The 12770-nt window shown below is 36.9% G+C and carries 13 protein-coding genes; 11 read left to right on the top strand and 2 right to left on the bottom strand.

Features of this window, described 5'->3' with window-relative positions; translation table 11 throughout:
* Positions 1 to 19: 19 nt before the first annotated feature.
* From IPO27_18075 to IPO27_18030, 10 genes are all read left to right on the top strand, one after another.
* Positions 20 to 619, top strand: coding sequence for a hypothetical protein (locus IPO27_18075; protein ID MBK8848337.1), 600 nt, complete (start codon positions 20 to 22; stop codon positions 617 to 619).
* A 732-nt stretch (positions 620 to 1351) separates the two neighbouring features.
* The gene (locus IPO27_18070; protein ID MBK8848336.1) at positions 1352 to 1642 is read left to right on the top strand and encodes a hypothetical protein; all 291 of its coding nucleotides are present in this window, start codon (positions 1352 to 1354) and stop codon (positions 1640 to 1642) included.
* Between the two features lie 61 nt (positions 1643 to 1703).
* Entirely contained in the window at positions 1704 to 3305 is a 1602-nt protein-coding gene (locus tag IPO27_18065; protein MBK8848335.1) for a T9SS type A sorting domain-containing protein, read from the top strand.
* Positions 3306 to 3357: 52 nt separating this feature from the next.
* A complete protein-coding gene (locus IPO27_18060; protein MBK8848334.1) occupies positions 3358 to 4023 on the top strand; it encodes a hypothetical protein in 666 nt (221 codons plus the stop codon).
* Between the two features lie 301 nt (positions 4024 to 4324).
* The gene (locus IPO27_18055; protein ID MBK8848333.1) at positions 4325 to 4825 is read left to right on the top strand and encodes a T9SS type A sorting domain-containing protein; all 501 of its coding nucleotides are present in this window, start codon (positions 4325 to 4327) and stop codon (positions 4823 to 4825) included.
* Between the two features lie 27 nt (positions 4826 to 4852).
* Positions 4853 to 5188 (top strand): hypothetical protein, encoded by a 336-nt coding sequence (locus IPO27_18050; protein ID MBK8848332.1) that lies wholly within the window; start codon positions 4853 to 4855, stop codon positions 5186 to 5188.
* A 422-nt stretch (positions 5189 to 5610) separates the two neighbouring features.
* Positions 5611 to 6276 (top strand): Crp/Fnr family transcriptional regulator, encoded by a 666-nt coding sequence (locus IPO27_18045; protein MBK8848331.1) that lies wholly within the window; start codon positions 5611 to 5613, stop codon positions 6274 to 6276.
* A 166-nt stretch (positions 6277 to 6442) separates the two neighbouring features.
* On the top strand, positions 6443 to 6649 hold the full coding sequence (locus tag IPO27_18040; GenBank protein ID MBK8848330.1) for a DUF2892 domain-containing protein: 207 nt from the start codon (positions 6443 to 6445) through the stop codon (positions 6647 to 6649).
* Between the two features lie 15 nt (positions 6650 to 6664).
* Complete coding sequence (locus IPO27_18035; GenBank protein ID MBK8848329.1) at positions 6665 to 7987, top strand: hypothetical protein; 1323 nt, start codon at positions 6665 to 6667, stop codon at positions 7985 to 7987.
* 146 nt (positions 7988 to 8133) lie between these two features.
* A complete protein-coding gene (locus tag IPO27_18030; GenBank protein MBK8848328.1) occupies positions 8134 to 8421 on the top strand; it encodes a T9SS type A sorting domain-containing protein in 288 nt (95 codons plus the stop codon).
* A gap of 172 nt (positions 8422 to 8593) precedes the next feature.
* Here the strand turns inward: IPO27_18030 and IPO27_18025 are convergent, their stop codons facing one another.
* Both IPO27_18025 and IPO27_18020 read right to left on the bottom strand, forming a co-directional pair.
* Positions 8594 to 10060 (bottom strand): aminoacyl-histidine dipeptidase, encoded by a 1467-nt coding sequence (locus IPO27_18025; GenBank protein ID MBK8848327.1) that lies wholly within the window; start codon positions 10058 to 10060, stop codon positions 8594 to 8596.
* A gap of 35 nt (positions 10061 to 10095) precedes the next feature.
* Positions 10096 to 11853 (bottom strand): carboxypeptidase-like regulatory domain-containing protein, encoded by a 1758-nt coding sequence (locus IPO27_18020; GenBank protein ID MBK8848326.1) that lies wholly within the window; start codon positions 11851 to 11853, stop codon positions 10096 to 10098.
* A gap of 133 nt (positions 11854 to 11986) precedes the next feature.
* On the opposite strand from IPO27_18020, the gene IPO27_18015 reads away from it, so the two are divergent.
* Positions 11987 to 12748 (top strand): glycosyltransferase family 2 protein, encoded by a 762-nt coding sequence (locus IPO27_18015; protein ID MBK8848325.1) that lies wholly within the window; start codon positions 11987 to 11989, stop codon positions 12746 to 12748.
* Positions 12749 to 12770 lie beyond the last annotated feature (22 nt).

The following is a 12770-nucleotide window of genomic DNA, read 5'->3' as shown; positions in this document are numbered from 1 at the left end:
TTCGATTAAAATTGATGCAGTGCTCGACCTCGATTTTATGTTTAGCGACAAAGCATTATCTGCCATGAATGATGTACTTGCTTCGTATAGCAACCTAAAGGCCACGAATGATGCACGCCCCATCTATGGCAAAAGCATGACCCGCCTGATAGGAAAAGAAAAATGGGAAAAGGTAAATAGCGAAATTGCACAATTTGGAACACCCAAGCGTGTGCCCGATGAATTGCGACACAGCATCATCTTATCTGATATAAAATTAGTGTATTACCCCGAAACCAATACATTCAAAAGCACCGGACAAATTGGAATAGGCTTTGTTTATAAAAATGCTGTAAGCCGCATGGTAACAGGGTACTGCGACTTGCAAAAGAAAAAAGGTGCCGATGTATTCAGTTTTTATTTTGAATTAGATGCCAATACCTGGTACTACTTCAACTACCAACGCGGAGTAATGCAGGCTATAAGCAGCGATAGTAAGTTCAATGAGATTATAGCAAACGAAAAAGAAAAAAACCGCTACAGCAAAGGCAAGGATGACATGCCCGACTATCAATACATGCTAAGTACCGAACGCAAGAAAAATGAGTTTATAAAAAAATATCTCGGGATAGATGAATAGAAATTCGTTGCTGCTAAAAGTAAAAGTTCTTTTTAATTAATTTTCAAACAATACTTTTTGAGCCAACCATAAACAAGATGACTTTTTAAGAGCCTGTTTAAAATTTATGTTTTGGAATTATTATAGTCAAATTTTTTGTTTAGCAAGGCATATTTTGCAGCCTATAGCCTGCGTCCTAAAGGCAAAAAATATAACGCAGATAAACGGAAAATTTGACATAATAAAACAATTAGATAAAATTTAAGCAAGCTCTAAATTTTATAAACTATTATCTACTTGGATTAGCGTGTAGTCGACAATGAAAGTGGTATGGTAACCTCATAGTAAAAACATTTGCAATTAAAGTACTTTGTAAAAAAGAAATAAACTTGCAACATACGTACTAAGAATAAAAATAAATCAACACCCATATTGTTATTGGATCATACAATAAATTAAAGCCTGAAGGGCCTTAATACGAATAACCCCGAATGCAATGTGGGGTAATGAAATAAAAGGACTAAAACTCTGAAAGGGTTGAATACAAGGGGGCTCAACAAATTTTAAAATTTTGGGCGGTTTGAAAATACTCCAACAACGGCTCAACTTAATAGTATGAAAATCACATATTTATTTTCATGGGATAGTAAATGGTATCAAACTTTTACTTACTTTTAATCAATAATTTTAAAAACTTCCTATTATGAAATCAAACACCGCACACTGTACAATTCACAATTAATCATTGGATTAATGTTGCTCGCAATTTTACAGTTTCCATTTAAGCGAAACGTAGCACAAACGATGGATGCCCCCGGCATAGAATGGATGAAATCAGATTTTTATCCAACCAATCCTTTAATACCAGGCAATCCATTGAATGTGGACGGAATACCGTATAAGGTAATAAATCCATCGTGGACAATGTGGAGGAATAGTACGTACTTTCCCTGGTACACAATTTTTACAAAACAGGCGTGGCATACATTTTGGCCCATATACGCAGCAATCCAACCTAAGTTTTATAAATGGCTCCTTATTTGAATGCACCGGCTCATTACCGGGCTCGTACTACAATGGTGACGGCACCACTCAATTTATAAGTATGTGGGATGTAAGAGATGTGGACATTATAAATAATACCTTCAATGGCCATGGAGGATTTAATTACGAAGACCGTGGGGTTGGCATAACTGCATTTGATGCCAACATTAGAGCTTTTGCTATAAACAACCAAGGTAATCACTTTAACAATCTCTATCACGGCATTGATGGCTGGTTTACAGGTATTACGTTTAGTCCGGATGTTATTACTCATAATGTATTTGACCGTTGCTGGGGTGGTGTATATCTTAATTCAGCACCAATATCATTTATACATAACAACAGAGTATTTAACATACCACGAGGCGATACCGACCCAGGCTTTGGAGTATGGATGGATGGTAGCCGATTATTTGAAATAAATCAGGACAACCACTTTATTGGTGACCCAAACTGGGTACCTAACCACGGAACCAACTACGGTGTAGTTGCTACCAACAGTGCTAATTGGGGCCGCACAATAGACCATAATATCTTTGATGAAACCGTAATTGGCACCCAAGCCGAAGGCGACAACCCACAGCTTGACATACGCTGCAATACCTACACCAACCACGAGGCACATGCATGGGCAGTGTTAGAAAAAAATAATATTGGCGTGCTGCAAGACCAAGGGACGGGGACACAAACACAAGACATTCGCCCCCAAAACACCTTTGCCGAATTTGTAATATGCCCCAATGGCGAAGACCATATTTATAGCGAATATCTTTTTAATTATTTTGTGTTTAATAATACAAGCATGGCTGCCACTTACCCGCAATGTAGCAGCCCTATATTGTTTGGGTTAGGAGTAGGAATACAAGATGGTGGAAATCCTCTAACAGAAGACCAATGCACAATTGACGACCCCTGCCCAACATTACCCTGCGACCAATTGAAAATGGCAATTGACAATGAACAAGACCCAACCAAAAAGCAAGCCATGATAAACGATTTAATAATGCAGTATGCAGCCAAAGATACTACTGGTACCGATAGTTTATTGATTGAATATTTATCAAAATTGAATACAAGCGAAGCAAAAAAATTGTTGGTTCCCCTTTATATTGCTCAAAATAATTTTATACATGCACAAAACACATTAACATCATTAAAATCAAAAACTGATATTGACTATGTTGATTATTATACTTTTATGATTGGATTTGCACAAAGCAAAAACCAGCTTTCAAGTGTAACAGCTAATGATAAAAATACGCTGCATAATATTGTAAACAACAAAACATTGGTTTCAAACTTAGCAGAAAATTTGTTGATGAAAATAAATGAGGGAAACTTCAAACATCATATAATGCCAATTGGAAATAAGACACCAAGATTGATAAGCAAAAACTTATCAAACTCAATTGTTGAAAATATTTTTGTTGTTGAACCCAACCCAAGCAATGGCAATTTCAATTTGAAACTAAATGTGTATGAAAGCAAAGTGGCAAATAAAATTATGGTTACCGATATGGTTGGACAACAATTGTATAAGCACATAGCAAATTCAGTGGAATCAAGAATAAACTTATCTCACCTTGCCAATGGCATTTATCAAATCACTTTGTACAAAAATGATAAATTTGTGAGCGGACAAAAACTAATTATACAAAATTAATTTCTCTTAGTAAAACGGTCATCAATTGATGGCCGTTTTTAATTTTTATATTATGGTTAAGAAAATTAAATTGATTTTAATATACATTCTATTTGCTAAAATCTCATTTTCTCAAAATACATTTAACAAATTTTATGATAAAATAATTGATAGTACTCACGATTTAATAATTGAACCCGATGGATATATATTGCCTATGCATACATTATTTTTGAATTTGAATGCGAAACAATTAGCAGTAACAAAAATAAGTTTACTTGGAGACACCATATGGCAGAGAATTTATGGAAATGACAGTATTGATTATTATATAACTTACAGTGCATTAAAAACCCTCGATGGCAACTATGCATTTGGAAGTTATTACAGTGATAAAAATACCGCCTCCTATTTTTCAATATTAAAAACGGATACTTTGGGCGATAGTATTTGGTTTAAAAAATATGCGCCTGATACCAATTACTTTTATGGGGGTACATGCATTTCTCAATGTAGTGATAGTGGCTATCTAATTACAGGCCAAAAGGTGGACAAAGCCATTACCGATGGCAATGCCTGCATTATGAAATTAGATAAAGATGGCAACTATTTGTGGGACAAAGAATACATTGCTCCAAATTATGATGCTGCCACATCAAGCATCGAACTACCTGATAAAGGTTTTTTTTCCTCGGCTGGACAAGGAGCTATGGGGCGGGGCAACGCGATGTTTACTTAATAAAAACTGATTCGCTTGGCAATAAAAAATGGCATAAGACATTTGGAACTTTTGAAATTGATACTGGAATTGGAATAACAAAAACAGAAGATGGTAACTATTTAATAGCTGGGCAATTTCAAGTGAATAATTTTTAAGAGCTACTCTTAATAAAATTGACACTTGGTAGTGTCAAATTCAATAAAAAAATTACCTATTAAAGGGTGAAACAGAATTTTGGTTTGCTAGAGAATTAACAGACGGTAGCATAATTTCATCAGGCTCTCTTGAGCGCGACCAAATTAATTATATTGCAAATGGTATGTTAGCAAAAATGGATAGCTTAGGCAATTTACTTTGGTATAGAGATTTCCCTGTGGGAAATGAAAATGCTTGGTTTCGCAATGTGTACCCCACAGCCGATGGTGGTTTTATAATGCCCGGCAGTGCAGTTGATGGCCCTAGTGGTAACCAAGATGCTTGGCTTGTAAAGGTGGATAGCCTCGGCTGCGATAGTAATGGATGTGCGCTCTATACGGCTTTGCCACCAAGTGAATCAACTGTTGCAAGCAAAGTTGAGATGCAGGTGTATCCCAATCCTTGTGCTAACTTCTTTGTTTGTAAACTAGACAGAAAACACAACTATGCCGATACATATACAGTAACCGTTACTAACAGTACCGGGCAAATAGTACTGCAACAAAAAATGGTAAACAATACGCTGCCCCACCCTGTATTTGTACATCACCTGCCAAGCGGGTTGTACTGTGTACAACTAAATATTGAAGATGTGCAGTATTTTGCTAAGTTTGTAAAGCAATAATGCAATTGCCAATTACGTACTTATACTATGCTAAAGAAAATACATCTTTTAATTATTGGTAGTTTGTTGCTCATTAGTTGTAGCACCCAAGCCGAAGGCCTCAACCCACAGCTTGACATACGCTGCAATACCTACAAAAACCATGAGGCACATGCATGGGCAGTGTTAGAAAAAAATAATATTGGCGTGCTGAACGACCAAGGTGATGGTAATCAACCGAATGATAATCGCCCTCAAAATACCTTTGATGTTTTTAATATCTGTACCAATGCTGAAGCACATTTTTATGCCGAGTATGATTTTAAATATTATGTAAATAATTTTAATAATGGAAATCCCCCGTTCGGGGACTTACCTTTTTAATGATGGATTTACTTATCATTTCATCTTTTGTTTGAAACGGAAAATTGTTTTTTCAATCGCATTAAATGCATCTGCTATTCTATTATGATAATCTGATAGGCAAATCGAGTTTTAAAAATATCATTATCAACTTTCCCCTATCACTAAAAAAGACATATTCACTATCATCAGAATCAAAGCTGAGAATAGGTAAGCCTCTTAAGATGTTTGGGGTGCATGCTGCTCGTCTTTGGCTGGTGAAAACACCAACCAAAGGCAAATGGTAACAGTCTAAGCATATGCTCACCAAAAGAATTCCCAGGCTTAATCATAATTTTTTACCTGTTGGGTAATTTATTTGTAACAGAATAATAAGCGTTCAGTATTTTAGCGATTGTATTAGTTGCACAAGATTCTTAAACTTAAATAAATTTTCTGTCATTATGCAAAATCAAATTGATAAAAGCGATGAGTTTGAAACTAACTCAGATAATACCTTGGACAAGCGCTTAAGTTACCTGGGCTCAGATCTGCTTAAGGAAATAAGCGATACTGCCCATGTTAAAACTTTTGGTGCTAATGTTGAACTTATTCGCGAAGGGCAGTATGTAAAAGTGGTTCCTATTGTTTTAAGCGGATTGATAAAAGTTTACACCAGGTTCGAAGACAAGGAACTGTTGCTTTATTATATACAACCTGACCAAAGTTGCATCATGTCCTTTTCGTCAGCCATACACCACGACAAAAGCAAAATTATTGCCGTTACACAGCAGGAATCAACAGTTTTGCTTTTGCCTACCGATATGGTAAACAAATGGGTGCATACTTATCCTGCAATAAATACACTCTTTTACAATCAATATGACTTGCGCTATGCTGAATTGATTGATACTATCAACCATCTAATTTATGATAAACTTGATAAACGCGTATTGAATTACTTGCGCGAAAAAATAAAAATCACACAACATAACCCAATTAAAATAATGCATAAGGAAATTGCATGTGACCTTGGTACATCTCGCGAGGTAGTGAGCCGGCTACTTAAAAAATTGGAAAACGAAAAACTACTAAAGCAACACCATGATTCGATAGAAATATTTTCATAAGGTGACATTGGTCACTTCATACGTTAAGTGGACTCCGTTTATTTGCAGTATAAATGGCTGATAAAAAAACAATTTTGAAACTTATAATGGTATGCATTCTTTGCATTTCAATTATAGCAGCCATTGTTTTAATCGTAAAATATCTAAACACTTAAAAAAATAAAAGATGAAAAAAAACATGGGTTCAACAGACCGGATTATCAGAATTATTCTTGCATTAGTATTTGCAACGCTTTACTTTAAAAATGTGGTAAGTGGCACAGGAGGCATAGTATTACTCGTTTTGGCTGTTGTATTTGCCTTTACCAGCATAGTCAGTTTTCGCCCTCTTTATACACTTGAAGGTTTCTCAACTTGCTCGGTCAATAAATAATTAAATACACAAAAAATGATAAAAAATAAAATCGTAATGGCTTTCGTGTTATTAACTTCTATAACACAGGCACAGGTAACCGTAGATTGGTACAACTATCCAGGTGGTGTTTCAATTGCATTGGATGCAAGTAATAATTCATATACTGCCAACTGGGATTATAATCCAGGAGGAGACATTACTCTTACCAAGCGTGGCCCAACCGGCAACATCATGTGGAATGCAACATACAACAACACCGATAATACCAGACACGAAGTGGCTACATGGGTAGCCACCGACAAGTCAGGGAATGTGCTTGTGTCAGGCACCATTCGTTCCGGATACTCAAATCCTGTTAATGCAGCAAGCCTATTGATGAAATTCAACGCGGCAGGAGCATTATTGTGGCGAGTAGTTTATGAAAGCAATTTCGATGGCTCGTCAACAAGGAAATGCTTAGTGGATGCTAACAATAATATCTACGTTCTTGGTATAGGTACCGGACCAAACGGGCAGGTAACCAAAGTGAAAAAGTTTGATTCCACCGGAGCATCGGTATGGAATTATTTTGATGCAGGAATTGGGGCACCGGTTACATTTAAATTTACGCCTGATAATAAAATTCTGATTACGCACCGCGGAATCACCGGTAATTTTAATGGCTATTCTAAAATTGACCTTAACGGCAATAATATATGGAGCCTTGGTGGTGTTGCAAGTTTTATTGTTGGCGATGCAGCAGGCGATGCATTTGGAAATACCTATATCATCAATGGTGGCAGTCCTAATAATGTGCTCCAAAAATTATCTCCTACTGCCGGAATAATATGGTCGCAAACCAATGTAAACAACTGCAGCAAGGTCGAAGTAGGCACCGATAGCAAACCCGTAATTGGCGGTTATCCTCCCTCAACTTTCGGAGTAGTATTTTTGAAATACGATTCAGCAGGAAATTTTCTGTGGCAAAATCTGGATGCTGATGGTCCGGGCTTGTCGCTACTTGCTCTTACTCCTATGCGCATAGATGCTTCAAACAATGTATTTATTGCAGGAAGCACCATGTCGTCAATGGGAGTATGCAAAGTAAACAGTAATGGCTCCTCTGCATGGGCTACTACTACACCAAGCGGTTATCCTGTTTGGTTTGAATTTGGCACCGATAATAATGTGTACGTTACCGGTGGTACTACTGCGCGCTTTGTTCAACCAGTTGTATGCCAAACTCCTATTTCGCTTAGCACATCAAACATTACTGCTTCGCAGGCAAAGTTTAACTGGGCCATAGTTCCAGGGGCCGTGCAATATGAAATATGGCATAAAAAGCCACCGCTACCTTCTGGAAAAAAAGGTTTGTAAACGGAGCAAACAAAGCAGTTACTATAAAAAACTTAATTTGTAATACTGCCTATGAATGGAAAATAAGAACCCTATGCGATACGGTAGGTATTGATGTTGCGTCCCCATTTTCAGCTACAAAAACATTCACAACCGGAGCATGCCGCATGGCTGCTAACGCTTCTAACGAGTCTGAAGAAATGGAAATTGAAGTTTATCCTAACCCCGTTATAAATTACGCAACTCTGGCATTTAATATTGATTCGCCAGGAGAAGCAAACATTGTGATTATGGATATTACAGGTAGAGTTGTGAAACAATTTTCACTTATGAATTTAGCAATGGGAATTAATCAGGTTGGATTTGACACTTCCGAATTAACTAACGGTGTATACTATGTCCGCATAATTCAGAATGATAAAATTGCAGGTAAGAAACTGGTGATTGAAAAATAAAATCAACAAATCAATTCTCCTGCACAAACCCAACTAACTAGTAACATAGTAGAATTAAAATCCGGTGACTTTAAGTTACCGGACTTTTTTTTAAAGAATCAACCGCAGAGGATGCGAAGAAGAAAAAAGATAAATAAAAGTGTCTATTTATATTATCGCAAATGTTCAAAAACTAGGCACGCTTGTCAGGTATTCGTTTTAATGTTTCAAGAAAAAATGTCCAGTATTTTTGCACAGAACTTATTTGCACTTTTTCGTCAGGCGAATGTGCACCTCGAATATTAGGACCAAAAGAAATCATTTCCATACTGGGATAATTGGTGGCCAATATTCCGCATTCTAATCCTGCATGGCATGCACTTACCAATGCATCTTCTTTATACATTTCCTTATATAAGTCGCTCATGATTTTTACAATTGCCGCATCTGGGTTTGGTGTCCATCCGGGATATGAACCTTTGAATTCCACTCGAGCACCAATCAATTCAAATGTGCACTTTAATGAATTTGCCAAATCCATTTTCTCGCTGTCTACCGAACTACGTGTTAGGCATTGGATAGAATATTCACCTTCTTTAACAAGCACACGTGCCAGATTATTTGATGTCTGTACCAAATGCAAAATGTCGGGGCTCATTCGGTAAACCCCATTGGCAGCGGCATACAAGCACCGCAGCAATTTTATTTGAAACCCCTTTTGTATAACTTGCTTTGGCCCTTCTATTTTTTCAATCGATATAGAAAGGCTGGGATCGGTTGTTTTGCATTCGGCTTTTAATTCTGTTTCTATATTTTTAATAAAGGGTGCAAACAAATCTATTTCGGTTGATGGAATAATTATTTCGGCAACCGACTCGCGCGGGATGGCATTGCGCAAACTGCCACCATCGATGCTGCTAATTTGTATGCCAAATTTTTCGTAAACGGCCAATAAAATTCTGTTCATTATTTTATTTGCATTACCACGGCCTTTATAAATATCCATACCCGAATGTCCACCTGTTAATCCCGTTACTGAAATTTTAAACACTCCCACATTGGGTGGCGAAGACTCATACGGATAACTTCCTGTTGCAGTTACATCAACTCCACCGGCACAACCAATGGTTAGTTCGTTATCATCTTCGGTGTCGAGGTTCAATAATATTTTACCATCAAGCATACCGCCTTTCAAACTTAATGCTCCGGTCATGCCTGTTTCCTCGTCAATAGTAAATAATGCATCTATTGCCGGATGCTCAATGGTAGTTGACTCCAACACGGCCATTATACTGGCAACGCCAATGCCATTATCGGCACCGAGCGTTGTGCCCTTGGCTTTTACCCAATCGCCATCCACATCCATGTCAATGCCTTGCGAGAAAAAATCAAAATTGGTATCACCATTTTTTTGATGCACCATATCAAGATGGCTTTGGAGTACGATAGGCGTTTTATTTTCCATGCCTTTGCTTGCAGGCTTTTTTATAATAACATTTCCTGCATCATCTTTTGTTGTTGGCAAGCCAAGTTTTTTGCCATACTGCATCATGAATTCAATAATGCGCTCTTCTCTTTTTGATGGACGAGGTACTGCATTTAAATCTGCAAAATGATTCCATATTTCCTTAGGCTCCAGTTCTCTTATTGTTTGTGACATAATTGTTTTTTTACAAATGTATTTTATTGTTCTATCTAATCTGTTAATCCAAGCTTTTTTTTATTATCAATATTCAGATATTGTAAAACATAATTATTCCAGTCTGATAGTGCTCTCCTATTCTTACCTACTTGCACCTCCCTGAAGTATTGAGTGGTTTGATTTTTTAGGTTTGCAGATGTATGTCCATAAATAGAATCAACCTGGGCGTTGCTCCATACACCTGAGAGCAAAGTGCGCTCCATTTTTCTTCGTTCTATTTCACACAGATCAAAAGCAATATTAAGAAAACAATCGGTATAGGCATCTATATCCAAATAAAAATACGAATCAAAGGTATCAAACATGGTCTGTGAGAAATAAATAATAACAGTATCAATGGTATTAACATCAAGAAAAATTTGCATACTCAGATTATACATCTCATAAGGCAGCAGTTTTTTACCTTGTATATTCTTTATGTTTTTTTGCAGCTTCAAATCCAGTTGGTTCGCCTTAAAGCCAATTCTGGTTTCGGATGACCATCGTATCGTGTTATCCTCGAATACATTGTAATTGCCTTTTACACCAGTCTGATTATTCTTATAGTTAGCCAGTGCACCATTTTCTTTAAAAAAGTTTAAGCTTCTTTTTTGCCTTTCGGTAAGCTCGAATGAAAAGTTGCTTTCCCAAAATGCTTGATTGTAAGGCATGGAGGTAATTTTGCGATAATCGGTTGCTTCATCATTATATTTGTAATAGGGCAATTGAAATAGTTTTTTGCTATCGTAAAATAATAATAGTCCGTTGGTGCTTACCTTGTAATCTATCTTACTACCGTTATTCAGCCTTGCTTTCGGTTGTCCATTGCTATAAGTCAATTCATAACCAAAATCAAGATAATGCAAATGGGTATTGCCGCTATTAGTGGAAAAACCTTCAGTTATACTTATAGTTATATTTTTTACAATGCCATCTTCAAACAAGGGAAGAAATGGATGTATGCTGGCATTCGCACATGTCATTTCAATTTTCTCTATCTCATAGGTTGTTTTTCTTAGCCATATCTCGCCTTCAAAAAACTTATTTGTATCTCGTACCGGAGTAAAACCAATATGCATAATACTATCAGTTTCATCTATAAAATTTAAATTGAAAAGTTTTTTCAACTTTTTGCTATCAAACTGAAATACTGTAGCCGGCAAAAATTCATGACCATTTATTAAATCTAAATAGCAAACAGCACGTGAAGTATTCTGACTGAGAAAAAAACCTCCATCCTTTGATCTGGCAAGTCCAATACGACCATTCTTTAAAAGTAATTTTTCGATGGAACCTCCCGTTGCATATCCATTGTAATAGCACTCAAGCATTTCGACCGGCTGTTTATCAATTTCAGTTTCAAGCTGAAAATATACTTGCGAAGCTTGTTTGGGCAGCGACTTTATTTTACTTCGGCATTGCGCAATGGTTTCATATAAAAAGTCATTGCCTGCGCTAACCGTTATTTCACCTAAGGCAACACTTTTTCTCTCCAACAATACATTCGGATTTTTAAACAGAAAAGATGCAGGCATCTTTTCATCTTTAAAACCAAGATAAGAAAATAATACAGTGTCCTTATCGGAAATAATGGTAAATTTATACGCGCCATCCTGGTTGGTAAGCGTGCCCTGCCCGGTTGTGATTATGGCAACATTACAAAAATGTAAAGGCTCCTTAGTTTGAGCATCAACCACAACTCCCTGAACAGAAAGCTGCGAGTACCCGTAGCAAGAAACTAACAACAATAGCAGGCTTAGTAGCAATTTCATCAATTTCGTTTTGAAAGTTACAAAAGTATCATGTAGCTGCGAATAATTTTTGTAATGACCTAATTATTTGTTGTTAGCATGCAATCGCATTTGCTATTCGCATAAATCAATATTCACGTTACTTTTGCTGCGCATGATTAAACTGTCGGTTGCCATAATCACTTTTAACGAGGAACACAACATCGAACGCTGCCTGCAATCGGTAATGCCGGTTGCTGATGAGGTAGTTGTTATAGACTCCTACTCTACCGATTCAACTGAACAAATATGCCATCGCTACGGAGCAAAGTTTATAAAGCACACCTTTGAAGGATATATTGAACAAAAAAATTATGCAATGGCACAGGCTACTTTTGATTGGGTTCTTAGCCTTGATGCTGACGAAGCGCTAGACGAAACACTTCTATCAAGTATAAAAAAAATAAAAGAGCAACCTGCACATCACGGCTATTGCATGAACCGACTAGCCAACTATTGCGGGCAATGGATAAGGCATGGTGGCTGGTACCCTGATACCAAGTTGCGTTTGTTTAATCGACATTTTGGAAAATGGGGAGGTTACAATCCACATGACAAATTTGAATTTAATAACCCTGCTTCCATCTTTGGTAAACTGACTGGCAACTTATTGCATTTCACGTTTTACAATTATGCGGAGCATGTAGCACAAACCAAAAGGTTTGCGCAGATAAGTGCCAAGTCTTATTACGATCAAGGCAAACGCACTGTTTGGGGCGCGCAATTTGTAAATCCTGCATTTACTTTTATAAAATCGTATGTGCTAAAATTAGGCTTTTTAGAAGGGCTTGCAGGTTGGCGCATTGCCACCATGATGGCTTATGGAAATTATCTTAAATACACCGAACGATTACATTTGCAAAACAGAAATAGATAAAACCAATCCTACTATAAAAAAA

Source organism: Bacteroidota bacterium (assembly GCA_016714535.1).
In the GTDB taxonomy this organism is placed as follows: domain Bacteria; phylum Bacteroidota; class Bacteroidia; order AKYH767-A; family OLB10; genus JADKFV01.
This window is presented reverse-complemented; position numbering and strand designations above follow the sequence as displayed.